The sequence below is a fragment of the Geodermatophilus sp. SYSU D01119 genome (genome assembly GCF_054049975.1).
The window spans coordinates 160,609-179,938 of sequence record NZ_JBJGYL010000001.1; the positions used below are offsets into that span (position 1 = coordinate 160,609).

Below are 19,330 nucleotides of genomic sequence, written 5' to 3' on the forward strand. Positions count from 1 at the left end.
CGGGCGGACCTGTTCTGGGCATGGGCGTGTCGAGGCACGCGTTCCTCCGCGGTACTGGCATGAGGGGGGTGGGCGCGACGCGCGGAACACCCCGTTGGCGGTGCGACGACCGCCAATGCTCACTGTGCGTAGGCCCCTACATGAGGGCGAGTTACGACGCGCGACGCTACACGATGGTCACGAAAGCATCACGACACACGGGCGAAGTGTGACGCGAGTGGCAGACGGGATCCCCTCACGACCGTCAGGGGGCCGCGACCGGCTCCCCCCGGTGCTCGGGACGCGCCGGGTCGTCGAGGTGGTTGTCCGCCCAGCGGGTCCACCCGGCGCCGCCCTGGACGTACGCGGCGCCGTAGCCGGTCCCGGAGAACCGGTTGTCGACGGCGACCACGTCACCGTAGCTGCTGCCGAAGTCCTGGTTGAGCCCGAGCTGGTAGCCGCCGCCCTCGAGCAGGTTGCCGGTGATCCGGACGTTGTCGATGTCGCCGGACCACGTCTGCACGAACAGGGCGCCCGTGTCGCTGCCGGAGCTGCAGTCGAACCGGTTGTCGGCCACGAGCAGCGTGCGCCCCGGCTCGGCGCTGGTGTCGAAGTCGCGGATGGTGAAGGCGTCGCTGTGGTTGCCGTCGGTGGCCGGGTTCCCGTGGGCCCGCAGGCCGGTCACGTAGTTGCGCTCGACCACGCTGCTGAGGTGCCGGCCGGTGTTCACCAGCCCGATGCCGCTGCCGACGTCGTGGACGTGGTTGCCGCGCAGGTCGGCGATGCCGAGGAAGCCGGTCGTCATGGCGGCCTCCTCCGGGGACAGCAGCGAGCCGTCGATCTCCGACCAGCTGATCGTCACGCGGCTCGGCGGCGCCGGGCAGCCGGTCTCGTCGGAGCAGTCGTCCAGGTGGGTGGTCGTGAGGACGGGCAGCCCACGGCCGACGGAGGTCGGCTGGACGCAGCTGCGGGTGATCGTGATGCCGCCGTTCGACAGGTCCAGCGGGGTGGTCACGCGCCGCTGCTCGATGACCGTGCCGGCGGCCGGCCGGACCGCGCCGGTGTAGAGGGGCAGCTCCTCGCACGTCAGCCCGAACGGGCGCAGGCCGGTGTTCCCGGCGTCCAGCTCCCAGCCGCGCAGGGCCGGTCCGGGCGGGTCCGCGGTGGCCGGTGCAGTGGGCGTCCCCGCCCCGCCCCCGGGGCCGTCCGGCAGGTCCGGGAGGACCACGACCAGCAGTGCCACGGCGAGCAGGAGGGCGGCCAGCGCGGCGACGACGAGCCGCCTCACCGGCGCCGGCCCACGCGGCGACGGTCCGGCCGGATCCCCGGGACCCGGCTGCGGCCCCCTCTCGGGCACCTCCCGCGGGGGGAGGCTCAGCCCGCGCATGTCCGTTCGATCATGTCGACGACGCACCGGCAGGCGGGCTCCCAGCTCGTGCCCCGGACGGTGGCCGCGGCCCGCTCGGCCGTCGTCCCGTCCGCGGAGTCCACGACCTCCACCAGCGCGCGGGCGAGGGCGGTCGGGGTGGCCCGGGCCCACACCACCGCGGGACTGGTCAGCGTCGTGCGGGCTCCCTCGAAGTCGTTGCAGACGGGGACGACACCGGCGGCGAGCATCTCGTGCGGAACGAGGGACACGTTGGTGAACGACAGCGCCAGGGCCGCGCTGCACCGGTTGTACAGGGCGTTGAGCTCGGCCGGGCGGACCTTGCCGTGCACCTGCGCGGGGAAGCGTGGCCGGGCGACGGACCCGAAGACGTGGATCGGGACGTCGGGCCGCTGCCGGTGGAACTCCTGCAGGGCCATCACGCCCAGCTCGTGGCCGCGACGGGCCACGCCGGGACGGGAGAAGAAGGCCACACCGCGCCGGGGACCGGGGTCGGTGACCCGGTAGGCCTGCAGGTCCGCGCCGAAGTCGGCCACCACGGACTCGACGCCGAAACGCTTCTCCAGCTCCACGGCCAGCATGGGCCCGACCGTGACGTGGCGGAACCCGAAGCGGTAGGTGTCCTCCGCCAGCTCGTGCTCGGCCCCGTGGGCGTAGAAGTGCGGCTCGTAGTCCTGCACCAGGTAGAAGCGGCGGCCGGGGGCCCGGCTGCCGGCCAGGACGTGCGCCGTCAGCCAGGAGGTGGCCACGAGGGCGTCCATCGGCAGGAGCCCGGCGCGGGCGCTGCGCACCTCGGCACGGACCTCGGGCCACCACGCCCGGACGGTCGCCTCGTACGGACGGACGTCGTCGTTGCGGCTGTCGTAGACGAACAGGACGCAGCGGTGCCCCGCCTGCTCGAGCGCGCGCACGAAGCGGAACAAGGTGGTGTGGCCTCCCGACCCGGCCGAGGGCGGGGAGATGACCCAGCCGACGGTGAGGGAGGAGCCGGGCGCCCGCGCGGGCGGATCCGGCGGCGCCACCACCTCCGAGGAGTGGACGACGTCCCCGGCCAGCAGGGGCAGTCCAGGGGCGAGCGCGGCCGTCAGGCGGCCGTCGGCACCGACGGTCCTGGCGAGCAGGCCGGCCACGCCGTCGCTGCGCACCACCCGGACGGCCTTGGCCACCTTCGCGATCGTGCCCATCGGGCCCCGCCTCCCCGTCAGTCCCCGTCGGCCGGGGACACCCGCCCCGGCACCGCAGCCGCCCGCCCCGCCCCCGCCGTGACGGCCTCCGGCGGCCTGGCGGACGCCGCCGGGTCCGGGCGGACCGTCCGGCTGCGGAGCACCGCGGGCAGGACGACCGCCGCCCACGCCGCGACGCCGCCGAAGCTGCCGGCGACCAGCGAGAGGACCGCGGTCCCGGACACCTGGGCGCCGGCCCAGGCCACCGCCCCCACGACCACGGTGACCCCGGCACCGGGGAGTGCCGCGCGCACCAGGCCGGCGGCCCCGACGCCGTGGGCGCGCACCGCGAGCAGGTAGGCCGGGACGGTCACGACCACCGCGACCAGCAGGTGCACCCAGCCGGCCCCGGCGAGCCCGGAGGACACGACGGCCGCGTACATCGCCGGCGTCAGCAGGACCAGCCACAGGACCTGGATCGACAGCACCGTCCGGGTGGCGCCGCGGGCGATCAGGAAGGACACGAAGATGTCCAGCACGACCCGGAGCGCGCCGAAGAGCGCCAGCCCCGGCAGCGCCGCGGCGGCGGGGAGCCAGCGGGCGCCGTAGAGGAATTCGACGAGCGGCCCGGCGAGGACCGCCAGCAGCGCTCCGGCCGGCAGGGCCACGAGGGCCGTCGCCCGCACCGCCGTCTCCAGCCCGTCCGCCGGCCGGCCGCCCTCCTCCCCCGCGCGCACGAAACCGGGCAGGGCGACGGCCCGGGCCGCCATGCCGATCACGGACATGGGCCAGGAGGACACGTTGAAGGCCAGGACGTAAAAGCCCAGCCCCAGGACCCCGACCCAGTGGCCGACGATGGCGTTGTCGACGGTGAGCAGCACCCAGGAGAGCACGTTGGCCGCCGCCAGGGGGAGCCCGAAGGTGAGGGCCCGCAGCCCCGTCCCGCGGTCCCACCCGAACCGGAGCCGCTCCCCTGCGAGGACGAACAGCAGCACCGTCGAGGAGACCTGGGCCGTGACCCGGCCGATCGCCAGGGCCCAGACGCCGAGGCCGGCGAGTGCCAGCACGAGCGTGACCACGGTCGACACGGCGAAGTTGGTGGCGTCGACGGCGAACTGCCGCCGCTGCGCGAACTCGCGCTGCAGCTTCGCCGAGGGCACCGCTCCGACGCCGCCCAGCAGGACGACGACGGACATGACCTGGACCGTCGCGGTCGCCTGGGGCGCCCCCATGAAGGCGGACAGCCATGGCGCGGTCACGCACATGAGCCCGACCACCAGACCGCCGGACACCGTCGCCACGGTGGTGACCGTCGGCCCCTGCTCGCGGAGCCGACCGTGCTTGACGAGGTAGGACGTCAGGCCGAACTCGGCCAGGTTGATCAGGACGGTCTGGGCGGTGAGCGCGACCGCGAAGACCCCGAACGCCTCCGGGTCGAGGATGCGGGCGAACAGGATGCTGGACAGGAAGGTGCCCAGCCGGAGGGTGGCGCTGTTGGCCAGGCTCCAGACGAGCCCGGTCCGGACCAGCCGCCCGAGCTCGCCGTCGGCCGGCGAGGTCGTGCTCACAGGCCGAACCGCCGCCAGCGCCGCCACCACAGGTGGGAACGGCCGCGCAGGTACAGCGACGCGGCGGCCCGTTCCCACTCCGGAGGGGTGGCCTCCCGTCGCTCGGTCACGGCCCGCCAGGTCGGCGTGCGGACCACGCCCGGCCAGGTGTCCCGGGCCCAGTCGGTGAACGCCTCGACCGTGTCCGCGCCGCTGCCGCCGCCGGCCAGCCGGGCCCGCCACGCCAGCCGCAGCGCCTCGCGGGCCAGGGCCCGGCGGGCGGCGAGACGGCGGGTGGACCCGTCGGACCGGCCGTCCGGCGCGAAGGCCGCGTCGAAGACCGTCAGTCGCTCCCGCAGGTCGTAGAGCAGGCTCCCGTAGTCGGTGAGGTGCATGTTGGCGCCGTGCGCCCGGTAGAACGCCTGGTGGGGACCGTTGACCCGGCCGACGGAGCCCAGCTGGGCGGCGCGGATCCACAGGTCGAGGTCCGCCGCGTGCGGGAGTGCGGGGTCGTAGCCGACCAGCTTGTCCATGATGCTGCCGCGCATCACGACCTCGGGGTTGACCACGACGTTGTGGGCGTGCCGGCTCAGCCGGTACGCCCAGCGCTCACCCGACCAGACCGACCAGCTGCGCACCGCGGTCCGGGCGGGGGGCGGGGCCTCGGCGAAGCTCTCCGCGTAGCCGTAGGTGAAGGCCACGTCGGGGTGGGCCTCGAGGAGCGCCGCGGCGCGGGCGAGGCTCCCGGGGGCGAGCAGGTCGTCCGCGGACAGCAGCACCACGTGGTCCCCGTCGACCTCCGCGAGGCCGTCGTTGTAGGTGGCGATGTGCCCCCTGTTGACCGGGTGCGCGAGCACCCGGACGCGGGGGTCGGCCGCGGCGAGCCGGTGGGCGACCTCGACGCTCCCGTCGGGTGAGGCGTCGTCGACGACGAGCACGTCGACCTCGACGCCGGGCTGGCCGAGGGCGCTGGCGACCGCGTCCGGCAGGTAGTGGCCGTAGTTGTAACAGGGGATGACCACCGACACCCGCGGTCGCGTGGTCAGCGGCTGGACCCGCACCCGGTTCATGGCACCTCCGCGTACCGCAGGTCGGTCAGTCCACCGCCGTCGGCGGGGAGCGCGTACGCCTGCCCGCAGGCGGCGCAGGTGAGGTCGTCGTCGAGGCGCTCGCCGCAGGCGCAGACCCAGCCGCGCACCCGGGCGGGGTTGCCGGCGACGAAGGCGTGGGCCGGGACGTCGCGGGTGACCACCGACCCGGCCGCGGCGAAGGCGTGCCGTCCGATCCGGGTACCGCACACGACGACGGCGCCGGCGCCCAGCGTGACGCCGTCCTCGACCACGGTGGGCAGCAGCGCCGCGGCGCCCTTCTTCACGTGCGCGCGCGGCCGCAGGTCGTTGGTGAAGACGACGCCGGGGCCGAGGAAGACGTCGTCGCCGACGTCGACCCCGGCGAAGACCATCACCCCGTTCTTCACGGTGACCCGGTCGCCGAGCCGGGCACCGCCCTCGACGTAGGCGTGGTCGCAGACGTTGCAGTCGGCGCCGATGCGGGCGCCGGGCAGCACGTGCGCCCAGGCCCACACCCGCGTGCCGGGCCCGACGTCGTCGCTCTCGCAGAGGCCCAGGGGGTGCACACGCACGCCGGCCGGCTCAGCCACGGCGGGCCACCGCCCCGGTGAGCACCGCCGCCACCCGCTCCTGCTGGGCGACGGTGATGCCCGGGTAGATCGGCAGCGACAGGATCTCCCCCGCCGCCCGCTCGGCCACGGGGAAGTCGCCCACCGCGTGACCGCCCGGCGCGAGCGCGCCGGTCAGGTGCACCGGCACGGGGTAGTGGACGCCCGCGCCGATGCCCGCCGCGTCGAGGTCGGCCAGGACGGCGTCGCGGGCGGGCACCCGCACGACGTACAGGTGCCAGACGTGCTCGTTGCCCGGCGCCACCCCGGGCAGGCGGACTCCGGGGACGCCGTCGAGCAGGACGGCGTAGCGCTGCGCGGCGGCGGCGCGCTCCGCGTTCCACTCCGCCAGCCGGCGCAGCTTGGCGCGCAGCACGACCGCCTGCAGGGTGTCGAGACGGGAGTTGAAGCCGAGCACCGGGTGCTGGTACTTGACCTCGCTGCCGTGGTTGGCCAGCAGCCGCACGGTGCGGGCGATGCCGTCGTCGTCGGTGGTCACCGCGCCCGCGTCGCCGTACGCGCCGAGGTTCTTGCCGGGGTAGAAGCTCGTGCCCGCGGCAGTCCCCCACCCGCCCATCGGCACGCCGCGGTGGGTGGCGCCCTGCGCCTGGGCGGCGTCCTCGACGACGACGAGGCCGTGCCGGGCGGCGACGTCCGCGATCTCGGCCATCGGCGCCATCTGGCCGAACAGGTGCACCGGCAGCACCGCGCGGACCTCGCCGGCGACGGCCTCGAGGGCGGCCGGGTCGAGCAGCAGGTGCTCGTCGTCGACGTCGACCGGCACCGGCCGCGCGCCGGCGCGCAGCACGGCCTCGGCGCTGGCGACGAACGTGTTGGCCGGCAGCGCCACCCCGTCGCCGGCGCCGATCCCGCAGGCCCGCAGCGCGAACTCCAGCGCGTCGGTGCCGTTGCCGACCCCGACGCAGTGCGCCCGGCCGGTGGCCGCCGCGAACTCCTCCTCGAAGGCGCCGACGTCGGGTCCGCCGATGAACGCGGTGGTGGCCAGCACGCGGGCGAACCCCTCGGCCACCTCGCCCGCAACGCGGTCGCGCTGCACGCCGAGGTCGACCAGCGGCACGGGACCGGTGGTCAGGGAGCTGTCGAGCGTCGTCACAGGGAGGCCTCCACGAGCGCTGCCGGGGACGGGATGAGGGGGCGGGCCGGGTTGCCGGCCCAGGTCTCGCCGGGCGGGACGTCGCGGACGACGACGCTGCCCATGCCGACGAGCGCGCCGGCGCCGATCCGCCGGTGCTCGCGGACGAGCGCGCCGGAGCCCAGGTAGGCGGCGGGCCCGACGGTGACGCCGCCGGCCAGCCGCACGCCCGCGCCGAAGGTGGCCGCGTCGGCGACCTCGTCGTCGTGGGTGAGCACCACGTGCGGCATCGCGTACACGTGCCGGCCGACGGTGACCGCGGCCGTGAGCACGACGCCGGCGTGCAGGACGGAGCCCGCCCCGACGGTGCTGTCCGGCGAGACGGCGGCCAGCGGGTGCACGACGGTGGCGAAGGCCTCGTCGGGCAGGCCGAGCCGGGCGGTGAGCCGGGCCCGGGAGCCGGGGTCGCGCGGCGAGCCGACGCAGGCGAGCAACAGCGCCCCGCGGGCGGCGTGCTCCGCGGCGGTGGTGGTCGGCCCGAGGACGGGCACGCCGTCGACGGCGGTGCCCGCCCGCGCCGGGTCGTCGTCGAGCAGCCCGGCGACGGTGACCGGCTCGCCGGCGGCGCCCGGGCAGGCGCGCAGCAGCTGGACGACCTCGCGGGCGGAGCCGCCCGCGCCGAGGACGACCAGCGGCCGCGGGGCGCCGCTCACGGCACCAGCGCCGCGCGCAGCGCGTCGACGACGCGGTCCTGCTCGCCCTCGGTCATCTGGTGGAACAGCGGCAGCACGAGGCTGTCGGCGGTGAGCCGCTCGGTGGCCGGCAGCGACACCCGCGGCCGGTCGGCGTAGGCGGGCTCGAGGTGGGCGGCCATGATGCCGCGGCGGCCCGACACCCCCACCGCGCTCATCCGCGCGAGCACGGCGTCGCGGCCGACGGGCGCGTCCTCGGGCAGCAGCAGCCAGCAGGACTGGACGTTCGTCGTGCCCCACGGCGGGTCGGCCACCAGACGCAGCCCCGGCAGGTCGGCGAGCAGCGCGCGGTAGCGGGCGGCGAGCTCCCGGCGGCGGGCGACCATGGCGTCGAGCCGGGTGAGCTGGACCTGGCCGATCGCGGCCTGCACGTCGGTCATGCGGAAGTTGAAGCCGGGCTCGAGGTACTGCTCGGGCGCGACGCTGCCGCTGGCGTGCCGGTCGGCGGCGCTGACGCTCATGCCGTGCTCGCGCAGCCGGCGGGCACGGGCGGCGACCTCCGCCGAGGGGGTCACGAGCATTCCGCCCTCGCCGGTGGTGACGAGCTTGCGCGGGTGGAAGGAGAAGGCGGCCAGCTGCGCCCCGGCGCCGACCGGGCGGCCGTACAGGGTGCTGCCGATGGCGCAGGCGGCGTCCTCCACGACGGGGATGCCGCGGGGCTCGAGCAGTGCCCCGACCGCGGCGGTGTCGGCGGGGACCCCGGCCTGGTGGACCAGGACCACCGCACGGGTGCGCGGGGTGAGCGCGGCCTCGACCGTGCCGGGCGTCAGGTTGCCGGTGACCAGGTCGACGTCGGCGAACACCGGCTGCGCGCCCACGTGCCGGACGGCGTTGGCCGTGGCGATGAAGGAGAACGACGGGACGACGACGTCGTCGCCGGGACCCACGCCGAGCAGGTGCAGGGCCAGGTGCAGCGCCGTCGTGCAGTTGGAGACGGCGACCGCCTCCGCCGCACCGACCCGGCGGGCGAAGGCCTCCTCGAAGGCGCGCACCCGCGGGCCCTGGGCCACCCAGCCGGAGGCGACGGCCTCCGCGGCGGCCGCGGCCTCCTCCTCCCCCAGCCACGGCCGCATGACCGGGATGACCGGGAGGGCGACCGGCGCGTCGAGCGCGGTCACGCCGGCGTCTCCTGCCCGAGCCGCTGCTCCGCCCGCCACCAGTCGACGAGCCCGCGCAGGCCCTCGTCCAGGCCGATCCGGGCGGTCCAGCCGAGCTGCTCACGGGCGGCGGTGACGTCGGCGAGCCGCCGGGTGACCGCGTTGACCTTCCGCGCCTCGCCGTGCACCGGCGTGAGGTCCGACCCCATGGCCGCGAGCAGCCGGTCGGCGAGCTCGCGGAGGCTGGTCTCGGTGCCCGAGGCGATGTTGAAGACCGTGTCGGTGACGTCGGCCTGCGCGGCCAGCAGGTTCGCGCGGGCGATGTCCTCCACGTGGACGAAGTCCATCGTCTGCAGGCCGTCGCCGAGGATGAGCGGCGGCTGCCCGGCGTCGATGCGCTCCATCCAGCGGATGAGCACCTCGGTGTAGACGCCCCAGACGTCCATCCGCGGGCCGTAGACGTTGAAGTAGCGCAGGGCGACCGAGTCGAGGCCGTACATGGCCGTGAAGCTGCGCAGCATGCCCTCGTTGAAGGCCTTCGCCGCCCCGTAGAAGGTGTCGTTGTTGTACGGGTGGTGCCGCTCGGTGGTCGGGAACTCCTCGGCGAGGCCGTAGACCGACGCCGACGAGGAGGCCACCACCTTCGCGACGCCGTGCTCGGCGGCCGCCTCGAGGACGGTGAAGGTGCCGTCGACCAGCGACTCCAGCGCCAGCCGCGGCTGCTCCGCGCACTGGGTGATGCGCAGCGCGGCCAGGTGGAAGACCAGGTCCTTCCCGCGGGTCAGCTCGTGCACCAGGGCGACGTCGCGGATGTCGCCCTCCACCACCCGGACGACGTCCCCACCGGCCCGCAGCGCCCGGTCGAGGTTGGCCAGCCGGCCGCGGACGAGGTTGTCCAGGACGACGACCTCGGCGGCGCCGGCGTCGACGAGCTGGTCGACGACGTGCGAGCCGATCGTGCCCGCGCCGCCGGTGACCAGCACCCGGCTGCCGGCGAGCTCCACCGCGGCGCTCATGCCGGCACCGCCACGGCGACCGGCTCGGCGACGACCGGCTCGACCGGGACCGCCACGCCGCCGGCACGCAGGCTCGCGCTGGCCGCCTCGAGCATCGCCAGCACCCGCAGGCCCGACCGCCCGTCGGTGAGCGGCGGCCGCCCCTCGGTGATCGCCGCCGCGAACTCGCCCATCATCGTGCGCAGTGCCTCTCTCTCGGGGAGGGCCGGGGCGACCATGTCCCCGATCCGGTAGGACACCCGCGTCTGGTTGCGGGCCTCGACGCCCAGCTCGGCGGGGTCGCGGGTCTCGATCGAGCGGTCGTAGACCGCCACCCGCTGCGTGGGGTTGAGGTCGTCCCAGACGACCGTGCGGCGCGAGCCGCCGACGATCGTCGTGCGGACCTTGGTCGGCGACAGCCAGTTGACGTGCACGTGCGCGAGCGCGCCGGAGCTGAGCTCGATCGACAGGTGGGCCACGCAGACCTGCCCGCAGCCGAGCGGGTCGGCGCCGTGCGCGGCCACGCTCACCGGCGTGACGCCGTCGGGCAGCAGCGAGTCGAGGATCGACAGGTCGTGCGGCGCGAGGTCCCAGACGACGTCGACGTCGGCCTGCACCAGGCCCAGGTTGATCCGCACCGAGTCCAGGTACTGCAGCGTGCCCAGCTCCCCGCCGCGGACGAGCTCCCGCAGGTGCGAGACGGCGGGCGTGTAGCAGTAGGTGTGGTCGAGCATGAGGACCAGCCCGGCCTCCTCGGCCGTGCGCACCAGCTTCGCCCCGTCCTCGAGGCTGGCCGCGAGCGGCTTCTCGACCAGCACGTGCTTGCCGGCGGCGAGCGCCGCCATCGCGATGCCGGCGTGCGTGGCGGCCGGGGTGGCGACGGCGACCGCGCCCACCGCGGGATCGGCGAGCACGGCGCCGAGGTCGTCGGTGACCCGCACGGTGCTGTAGCCGCCGAGCACGGCACGGGCCCGGGCGACGTCGAGGTCGCACAGGTACTCCAGGCGCAGGCCGGGGGTCGCCTGGGCGTTGCGCACCAGGTTCGGTCCCCAGTAGCCGGCGCCGATCACGGCGATCCCGACGGGTGCGGTGCCGATGCCTTCGCTCACTGCTGTCTCCCCGTGTCGTTCCTCGACCGGCCGCGGGCCGCGCCAGTCTGGTGTGCTCCCGGCCCCCGCGGGGGGCCTCTCGTCGCGCCTGTCCAGGTCCGCCCGATCAGGTGGTGACGGTCCAGGTCACCGGCCCGGCGAGGTCGTTGCCGGCCGCATCCCGGGCGGCACTCACCGTGACCGTCCAGGTGGTCCCGGGCTCGAGCACCTGTGCCGGCTCGAGCCGGGCGACGAGGGTGCGCGGGTCCCACACGAGCGCGGCGGGGACCTCGGTCCCGTCCGGCCCGGTGAGGGTCATCCGCACGCCCTCGACCGGCTCGCTGAACAGCGCCGTCGCCTCAGGGCCGGTGGCGGTCACGGTCGGGCGTGCCGTGTCGGCCGCGGCGCCGGGCGGCTCGACCGTGGCGGCGACGACGTCGACCCAGAAGGCCGCGCCGCCGGCGGGCTCGGTCGGGAACGCCCCGGCCGGCCCGCGCACGCCGTTGGGCGCGGACGCCCGGTCGGCCGGGGCGGTGAGCGGCCCGCTGGTGCGGTCGGTGGCCGCCCCGCCGGCCGTCTCCGTCCACCGGCCCTCCGGCGCGGTGTGGCTGACGACGTACTCCTCGCCGGCGCGCAGCGCGACCGGCTGCCCGAGGACGGCGGTCTGCCAGCCGGGCTCCGTGATGTCCGCGAACCGCACCGAGGCCAGGCGCTGCCCGTCGGCGGTCCACAGGCTGCCCACGAGCGTCCCCGTGGCGCCGGTCCCGGTGGCGACGCGCAGCGCGGTCACCCAGACGTCGGCCGCGGTGGTGAACCGCGTGCCGAGCTCGGCCGGCGTGGTGTCGTCGACCGCGCGCTCGGGTGGGACGTCGGCCTCGGTGAACAGCGAGACCGGAGCGGGCGCCGGCGCCTCCCCGGTCGAGGGGGCCGGTGCCGACGTCGACGGCGGAGCCGTGGACGAGGGAGCCGAGGACTCAGGCGCCGAGGACTCCGGCGCCGAGGACTCCGGCGCCGTGGTCTCCGGGGTGGAGGACGACGGTGCCGACGTCGACGGAGCCGACGAGGACGGCGGTGCCGTGGTCCCCGGTGCCGTGGTCTCCGGTGCCGTGGTCTCCGGTGCCGTGGTCTCCGGTGCCGTGGTCTCCGGTGCCGTGGTCTCCGGTGCCGTGGTCTCCGGGCTGGAGGACGACGGCTCGCCGGACGCGGCCGGCGCCTCGGACAGCGTCGGCTCCCCCGGTGCCGGGGTCGAGGTGCTGCCCGCCGGCTCCGGCGAGGGCTCCGGTGCGACCGCCGCGGCGGCCACCGGCGGCTCCTGCGGGGTGAACAGGACGTCGACGTGGTAGTTCGTGCTCGTCCCGCGGGTGGGCATCGCCGAGGCGCCGTAGACGTAGACGCCGTTGGGCTCGGTCGCCGTCGCCTGCGGCGCGTGCAGCGGCGCCCGGTCCACTCCCGCCGACTCGAACGCACCCCGCGTGTAGCTGTAGCGCCCCACCTCGGTGTGGTAGCTCGCCGTGTAGGTCACCCCGGCCGCCACCGGCACCGGCTGGTCGAACAGCACCTGCTGCCAGCCGCCCGCGGTCTCGGCCACGAACGTCGCCGTCGCCAGCAACGTCCCGTCCGGCGCCCACAGGCTGCCGGTGTGCGTCCCGGTGTTCCCCGGCCCCTTGAAGAACCGCACCCCGGTCACCACCCCGGAGGTGTCGGCCGAGAACCGGACGCCGAGCTCGACCGGCGACGTGTCCCCGTCGGCCGTGGCCGCGGGCACGTCGGCGTCGGTGAACAGCGTGCACGGGCACCCGCCCGCCGTCGGGGGGGACGCATCGTCCGCCGTGGTGAAGGCCCACGTCACCGGGCTCGCCATGGCGTTGCCCGCACGGTCGGCGGCGGCGAGCGCGGCGGTGTACTGCGTCGCCGGCGCCAGCGGCGAGGACGGGCTCGCCGTCACCCGGGTCCCGGTGGAGTCGAGGCCGACGACGGCCGGCACGGGGCCCGCCGGTCCCGACAGCGAGAACTGCAGCGACGACGCGGTCACCGGCTCCGTCAGCACGGCCGAGACCGGGGAGCCCGTGGGCACACCGCTCGCGCCGGCCGCGGGTGCCGTCGAGCTCACGGACGGAGGGGTCGTGTCCGCGCCGGGCGGCGGTGGCGGCGGCGCGCTGTTCTCGTCGGTCTCGAACACGACGTCGACGTGGTAGTCCGTGCTCGTCCCGCGGGTGGGCATCGCCGAGGCGCCGTAGACGTAGACGCCGTTGGGCTCGGTCGCCGTCGCCTGCGGCGCGTGCAGCGGCGCCCGGTCCACTCCCGCCGACTCGAACGCACCCCGCGTGTAGCTGTAGCGCCCCACCTCGGTGTGGTAGCTCGCCGTGTAGGTCACCCCGGCCGCCACCGGCACCGGCTGGTCGAACAGCACCTGCTGCCAGCCGCCCGCGGTCTCGGCCACGAACGTCGCCGTCGCCAGCAACGTCCCGTCCGGCGCCCACAGGCTGCCGGTGTGCGTCCCGGTGTTCCCCGGCCCCTTGAAGAACCGCACCCCGGTCACCACCCCGGAGAGATCCGTCCGGAAGCGGACACCCAGTTCCGCGGCGGAGGTGTCCGCCGCCGCGGCGACCTCGGGTGTCCTGCCGTCGGGGAAGAGGCTGCAGGGGCAGCCGGCCGCCTGGCCGGCCGCGGTCGTGAAGGAGATCGTGACCGGCGCGGCCAGCACGTTCCCGGCGGTGTCCTGCACCCCGCTGACCGTCGCGGTCACCGTGGTCCCCGGCGGGAGGGACGCCTCGGGGCGGAAGAGCAGCAGCCGCTGCCCGACCGCGGAGACCGTCCCCGGCACCGCCGCCCCCTGGGCCGTCGTCACCTGGACGACCGCCGTCGCGGGCTGGACCGCCTCGTCGAAGGAGAACTGCACGGGACTGGTGACCGCGACGTCGGTCCAGCCGTCGCCGGGCGAGGTCGAGACGACCTGCGGCGGCGTCACGTCGGCCGGCGCGGTGGTCACGAAGACCGCGTCCACCCAGTAGTTGGCGCTGCGGTGGCTGCGCTCGGGGAAGGACGACGCCGGCCCGTAGGTGAAGACGCCGTTGGGTCCGTCCTCGCCGTTCCGCAGCGCGTGCACCGGTGGGTTGCTGCGGCCGTCGGTGGCGAAGCTGTCCACGTCGACGGCGTAGTGGCCGTTCGGCGCGTGGTAGGAGGCCACGTAGGTCGTGCCGGCGGTCACGGGCACGGGGTTGGCGAAGCGCAGCTCCTGCCACCCGGTGGCCGTCTCGTCGACGAAGGTCCCGGTGGCCAGCCGCGTGCCGTCCGAGGTCCACAGGCTGCCGGTGTGCGTCCCGGTGTTGCCGGGCCCCTTGTAGAACCGCACGCCGGCCACCCAGCCGTCGGCGTCGAAGCGCAGACGGGTGCCGAGCTCCACCGCGCGGCCGTCGTCGGTCGCGGGCGTGCCCGGGACGGCGTCGCTGAACAGCGTGCACGGGCAGGCGGCGAGGCCCGCCGTGGTGAACGACCAGGTCCGCGCACCGGACATCACGTTGCCCGACACGTCGGCGACCCCGGAGACCGTGGCGGTGTAGCCGGTGGCGGCCGCCAGCGGTGCGCTCGGGGTGAATCGGACGGTGCGGCCGGCGGGCTGGTAGGTGGTCGTCCCGGGCACCGGCGCGCCGTCGGCGCCGGTCAGCGTCAGGGTCGCCGTCGCCGGGTCGACCGCCTCGCTCATCGTCGCGGTCACGACGGCGTCGACCGGCACGCTGCTCGCGCCCGCCCCCGGCGAGGTGCCGGTCACGGTCGGCGGCAGCACGTCCGGGGCCGGCTGGAAGACGAGGTCCACCCAGTAGTTGGCGCCGCCGGCCGGCTGCGTCGGGAAGCCGCCCGCACCGTAGGCGTAGACGCCGTTGGGTCCGTCGAGGCCGTCGGCGAGTGCGGTGAGCGGTCCGCTGGTCACGCCGCCGGACAGGCCGCCCGAGGTGACGGAGTACCACCCGGAGGTGGTGTGGTAGCTGACGACGTACGTCGTCCCGGCGGTGATCTCCACCGGCCGGTCGAGGGCGGCCTCCTGCCAGCCGCTCGCCGACTCCGACCCGAAGGTCGCGCGGGCCAGCACGCGGCCGTCGGCCGACCACAGCGTGCCGGTGTGGGTGCCGGTGTTCTGCGGTCCCTTGTAGAAGCGGATGCCGGTGACCGTGCCGTCGGTGTCGGCGCGGAAGCGGGTGCCGAGCTCGACGGCGCTGGGGTCGACCACGCTCACGACCGCGGGCACGACGGTGTCGTCCCAGATGCTGCACGGGCAGACGCCGGGCGTCGCCGGGGCCCGCATGGTGGTGAAGGACCAGGTGACCGGGGCGGCCAGCGCGTTGCCGGCGGTGTCCTGCGCCGCACGCACGGTGGCCGTGAACCGGGTGCCCGGGGCCAGCTGCTCGGCGGGGGTGAAGGTCGCCGTCCGGGTGCCGGGGTCGTAGGTGGTGGCCCCGGCGATCGGCGAGCCGGCCGCGCCGGTGAGCTCGAGCCGGATGGTGGTCGCCTCGACCGGCTCGTCGAACACCGCGGTCACCGCCGTGGTGGGGGGGACGCTGGTGCTGCCGTCGAGAGGGCTGCCCGCGGTGGCCACCGGCGCGCGGGTGTCCGGGGGCGCGGTGGCCTGGAAGACCACGTCGACCCAGTAGTTGGTCGCCTGGTGGGTGTTGTCGGGGAAGCCGGGACCCAGCCGGTACACCCCGTTCCCGGCCTGCGGCCCGCCGAGCGCCGTGAGCGGCTCGTTCGTCACGCCGGCGAGCTCGAAGGCGTTGGCGTCCGCGGCGTAGCGGCCGACCGGGGCGTGGTAGGAGGCCACGTACGTGGTCCCGGCCTCGACGGGCACGGCGGACGGGAAGGTCAGCGTCTGCCAGCCCGTGGTGGTCTCGTCGGTGAAGGTGCCGGTCGCGAGGAGCCGGCCGTCCGCGGTCCAGAGGCTCCCGGTGTGGGTGCCGCTGTTGCCGGGCCCCTTGTAGAAGCGCACACCGGTCACGTAGCCGGCGACCTGCGACTGCCAGCGGACCCCGAGCTCGACCGGCGTCGCGTCCGCGGTGGCCGGGGTCCTCGGCACGGCGGAGTCCGGCCAGATGGTGCAGGGGCAGGTGCGCTGCGAGACGGACCCGTCGTACGTCACGGGGGCCGACAGGCGGGCGCTGTCGTCGACGGCGCGGACCTGCAGGGCCAGCGGGCCGGAGGCGGCCGGCGTCCAGGTGTAGGACCACTCGGCCCGCCCCTCCGCGGGGTGCCAGGTGGCGCCGCCGTCGACCGAGACCTCGACGCCGGCGACGACGCCGCCGACGTCGGTGGCCGTGCCGCCGACCGTCACGGGGGACCCCACCGTCACGGTGTCCGCGGCCGGCGGCGCGGTGATGGCCACCGTGGGAGGAGTGGTGTCCGTGCTGGCGGAGGCCCGCCTCAGGTCGCCCTGCAGCGTGGCCGGCTGCACCCCCATGTCGGCGAACAGGTTCACCGTGGCCTGGCGCATCGGCGTGTTGGCCACGCGGCCGGCGCCACCGTGGTCGTCGTCGAGACCCCAGGTCCACTGGATGGTGCCGGCGCCGAAGACGAGCGCGCCGCTGCCCTGGTCGCGGTAGAGGGTCAGGTGGTGGGTGACGGTGTCCGGGGTGAGGGTGACGCCGAAGTCGTCCTGCAGGACGTCGGGCTCGGCGACGTCGACGACCGACTCCGAGAGGCGGGCCAGCCCCGCCGGCCGGAAGCCGTTGTCGAAGTCGGCGTCCCACTCGTAGCCGAGCGTGCCGGCACCGAAGGTGTAGGTCTGGCCCGCTGCCTGGCCGGCGACGGCGGTGTCCCGCCACAGCCGCATCGCGCCGAACTCGGCCGGGACCGCGATCGAGTCCGCGCGGGTGCCGACCCCGTTGCCGTTGACCTTGTACTGCTGTCCGGTGAGCGCGTTCTCGGGCTCGATCCCGGGCTGCCGGAAGCGCGGGTCGCGCCACAGGCCGGTCCACTCGCCGGACGGGTCGGTCCGGCGGCCGTCGAGGCTCTCCTTGTAGGACACCATCGTGCGGTGGCTCTGGCCCGAGCCGTCGATCGAGTCCTCCCAGCGGACCCGCCAGTAGACCTCGTTGCCGCTGAAGAAGGCGAGGTGCACGCCGGCTGCCCGGGCCGCCTCCACGTTGGCCCGCTGCGCCCCCGACCAGTACTCGTCGTGGCCGACCGACAGGAACGTGCGGTGGTTGGTGAGCAGCCCGCCGGAGCGGTGGGTGTCGATCCCCGAGATGTAGGAGACGTCGTAGCCGTTGGCCTCGAGGAACCGGATCATCGGGTACTCGAAGTACTTGAGCTCGCCGGTCTCGTGGCCGGCCAGCGGCCGGTTGTAGCTGACGGCGTAGGCGCGTCCGCCCCGGCCGGGGCCGTCCCCGGTGTAGAGGCTCGCGCCGCCCCAGACGTTGTAGGCGGCCCAGGTGGTGTCGGACGTCTGGAAGACGAGGTCGGAACGGCTGGCGTCGTCACGGACGACGAAGACGATCTGGTTCGCCGTCCCGGTGTCCGACCGCCGCAGGACGGCGGAGTACACGCCCGAGACGGCGTCGGCCGGCACGGCCCAGCTGGCCGACACCGCCCAGTTGCCGCAGTCGACGAGGCCGGTGGCCGGTTCACGCAGGCAGTCGGGCTGGGTCTGCGGGAGCGGGGCGCTCGGGCGCACGGAGTCCACCAGGCGGCCGCCGTCGCCGCCGTACCAGCCGAGCCGGTAGAGGTCGACGCGGTAGTCGGGAGCGTCGGTGCGGATCTTGAAGTCGATCCGCTGGCCGTTGTCGACGCTCATCTCGGTCGCGAAGCCCTCGATGCTGGTGTCGGGCGCCACGTACCAGTCGGTCGTGCCGGGCTTGCTGTTCTCGCACGCCACGGGGTTGACCGCCGGGGCGCAGGGGTCGGCGGCGAGGGCGCGGGTGGGCACGGTGACCAGGCCGACGGTGGCGAGGGCGAGGGCGACCAGGACCAGCCCGATCCGGGAGGGGACGGAACGTGCGCGGGAGGGATCCATCAGTACGCCCCCAGAGGCCGGGCCACCGCCCGGAAGGTCTTCCAGATGATCTGCAGGTCCAGTGCCAGCGACCAGTTCTCGACGTAGCGCAGGTCCAGCCGCACGGCCTCGTCCCAGGTGAGGTCGCTGCGGCCCGACACCTGCCACAGCCCGGTCAACCCGGGCTTCACCAGCAGCCGCCGGGCGGCCGAGTCGTCGTAGAGGGCGACCTCGTGCGGGAGCGGGGGCCGCGGCCCGACCAGCGACATGTGCCCGAGCAACACGTCGACGAACTGCGGCAGCTCGTCGATCGAGTAGCGGCGCAGCAGCCGCCCGACCCGGGTGATCCGCGGGTCGTCGGCGACCTTGAACATCGGCCCGTCACCGCAGCGGTTGCGGTCCTCCAGCTCGGCCCGGCGCTGCTCGGCGTCGGCCACCATCGTGCGGAACTTGAGCATCGAGAAGGTGCGCCCGTCCCGGCCCACCCGCACCTGGCGGAACAACACCGGACCGGGGCTGTCCAGCCGGATCGCGACCGCCGCGCCGAGGAGCACGGGCAGCACCAGGACGAGGGCCAGGGCGGCGCCCGAGCGGTCGATCAGCTCCTTGACCAGCCGCTTCGGCCCGGTGAACACCGGCTCCTCGACGTGCACCAGGGGCAGCCCGATGAACGGGCGCACGTGCATCCGCGGCCCTGCGACCTCCATCAGCCCGGGCGCCACGAGCAGCTCGATGCCGCTGCCCTCGAGCTCCCAGGACAGCCGCCGGAGGTAGGCCGCCGCCGTCTCGCTGGAGCTGGTGACCGCGACGGCGTCGACGTCGAGCCGGCGGGCGACCTCGGCCGCCGACCGCAGGTCCCCCTCGACCGGGACGCCGGTGTCGACCAGCGGGCCCGTCGGCGACCGGTCGGGGACACAGGCCGCGACGACGGCCATCCCGCAGTGGCTGTCGTGGTCGAGCTGCCGCACGAGGTCGGCGACGGCGTTCGACCGGCCGACGGCGACGACGGTGCGCAGGCAGCGCCCGCCGGCGCGCAGCCGGTGCACGACCCGCCGGAGCAGGTGGCGGCCGACCGCGCTGAGGACGACCGCGCCGGGCAGGGCCACCACGACCAGCCCCCGTGACAGCTGCAGGACCAGCGCGTAGGACACCAGGGCCACCAGGGCGAGGCACCCGACGCCGGCCCGGAGCACCGCCCGGTACTCCTCCGTCCCGGTGCCCAGGTACGCGGCGCGGTGGCCACCGGCGAGCGCCACGACCGCCACCCACACGACGGGGAAGACCACCGTCACCAGCAGCGTCGTCGAGGGGACGACCTCCGTGCCGAAGCGCACCACGTACGCGATCGCCCCGGCGAGCGCGGCGGCGAGGACGTCGGCGACGACGGCGGCCAGCCGGTACCGGCGCAGCCAGCGGGGGGCCGGACGGCGCCCCCCGCCGTCGCCGTGCTCGCGCCGCTGCACGCCCCGGCCGCGGGGCCGGACGCCGGCCCCGGCGGAGCCGGAGCGGTCCTGCTCGCGGGAGTCGTGGAGCACGGCGACCGCCCCCTGTCTGTTCAGGTCGGCAGGGGAC

The 19,330-nt window shown here is 75.6% G+C and carries 12 protein-coding genes; all 12 read right to left on the bottom strand.

The annotated features are described in order from the left end of the window. Positions 1 to 244: 244 nt before the first annotated feature. Complete coding sequence (locus ACI79X_RS00810) at positions 245 to 1,267, bottom strand: hypothetical protein (protein ID WP_457023514.1); 1,023 nt, start codon at positions 1,265 to 1,267, stop codon at positions 245 to 247. A gap of 86 nt (positions 1,268 to 1,353) precedes the next feature. Next, positions 1,354 to 2,550: a rhamnosyltransferase WsaF family glycosyltransferase gene (locus ACI79X_RS00815; RefSeq protein ID WP_457023515.1), complete on the bottom strand. Its 1,197-nt coding sequence runs from the start codon at positions 2,548 to 2,550 to the stop codon at positions 1,354 to 1,356. A 17-nt stretch (positions 2,551 to 2,567) separates the two neighbouring features. Further along, positions 2,568 to 4,097, bottom strand: coding sequence for an oligosaccharide flippase family protein (locus tag ACI79X_RS00820; protein WP_457023516.1), 1,530 nt, complete (start codon positions 4,095 to 4,097; stop codon positions 2,568 to 2,570). Then, a complete protein-coding gene (locus tag ACI79X_RS00825) occupies positions 4,094 to 5,146 on the bottom strand; it encodes a glycosyltransferase family 2 protein (protein WP_457023517.1) in 1,053 nt (350 codons plus the stop codon). The genes ACI79X_RS00820 and ACI79X_RS00825 overlap by 4 nt, the downstream gene beginning before the upstream one ends. Then, positions 5,143 to 5,718: an acyltransferase gene (locus ACI79X_RS00830; RefSeq protein WP_457023518.1), complete on the bottom strand. Its 576-nt coding sequence runs from the start codon at positions 5,716 to 5,718 to the stop codon at positions 5,143 to 5,145. Before ACI79X_RS00830 ends, ACI79X_RS00825 begins: the two co-directional genes overlap by 4 nt. Before the next feature lie 10 nt (positions 5,719 to 5,728). After that, positions 5,729 to 6,868: a DegT/DnrJ/EryC1/StrS family aminotransferase gene (locus tag ACI79X_RS00835; protein ID WP_457023519.1), complete on the bottom strand. Its 1,140-nt coding sequence runs from the start codon at positions 6,866 to 6,868 to the stop codon at positions 5,729 to 5,731. Further along, a complete protein-coding gene (locus ACI79X_RS00840; protein ID WP_457023520.1) occupies positions 6,865 to 7,560 on the bottom strand; it encodes an acetyltransferase in 696 nt (231 codons plus the stop codon). Before ACI79X_RS00840 ends, ACI79X_RS00835 begins: the two co-directional genes overlap by 4 nt. Beyond that, positions 7,557 to 8,717, bottom strand: a complete 1,161-nt coding sequence (locus ACI79X_RS00845; protein ID WP_457023521.1) for a DegT/DnrJ/EryC1/StrS family aminotransferase — start codon at positions 8,715 to 8,717, stop codon at positions 7,557 to 7,559. The genes ACI79X_RS00840 and ACI79X_RS00845 overlap by 4 nt, the downstream gene beginning before the upstream one ends. Beyond that, complete coding sequence (locus ACI79X_RS00850) at positions 8,714 to 9,712, bottom strand: NAD-dependent epimerase/dehydratase family protein (protein WP_457023522.1); 999 nt, start codon at positions 9,710 to 9,712, stop codon at positions 8,714 to 8,716. The genes ACI79X_RS00845 and ACI79X_RS00850 overlap by 4 nt, the downstream gene beginning before the upstream one ends. Continuing rightward, entirely contained in the window at positions 9,709 to 10,800 is a 1,092-nt protein-coding gene (locus ACI79X_RS00855; RefSeq protein ID WP_457023523.1) for a Gfo/Idh/MocA family protein, read from the bottom strand. Before ACI79X_RS00855 ends, ACI79X_RS00850 begins: the two co-directional genes overlap by 4 nt. A 106-nt stretch (positions 10,801 to 10,906) precedes the next feature. Continuing rightward, positions 10,907 to 17,779, bottom strand: a complete 6,873-nt coding sequence (locus ACI79X_RS00860; protein WP_457023524.1) for a DUF4082 domain-containing protein — start codon at positions 17,777 to 17,779, stop codon at positions 10,907 to 10,909. After that, positions 17,779 to 19,293, bottom strand: coding sequence for a sugar transferase (locus tag ACI79X_RS00865; RefSeq protein ID WP_457023525.1), 1,515 nt, complete (start codon positions 19,291 to 19,293; stop codon positions 17,779 to 17,781). Before ACI79X_RS00865 ends, ACI79X_RS00860 begins: the two co-directional genes overlap by 1 nt. Positions 19,294 to 19,330: the final 37 nt, after the last annotated feature.

Excerpts from the sequence above, each read along its gene's own strand:
- ACI79X_RS00815 (WP_457023515.1), bottom strand. The coding sequence starts at position 2,550 with ATGGGCACGATCGCGAAGGTGGCCAAGGCCGTCCGGGTGGTGCGCAGC.
- ACI79X_RS00825 (WP_457023517.1), bottom strand. The coding sequence starts at position 5,146 with ATGAACCGGGTGCGGGTCCAGCCGCTGACCACGCGACCGCGGGTGTCG.
- ACI79X_RS00850 (WP_457023522.1), bottom strand. The coding sequence starts at position 9,712 with ATGAGCGCCGCGGTGGAGCTCGCCGGCAGCCGGGTGCTGGTCACCGGC.
- ACI79X_RS00860 (WP_457023524.1), bottom strand. The coding sequence starts at position 17,779 with ATGGATCCCTCCCGCGCACGTTCCGTCCCCTCCCGGATCGGGCTGGTC.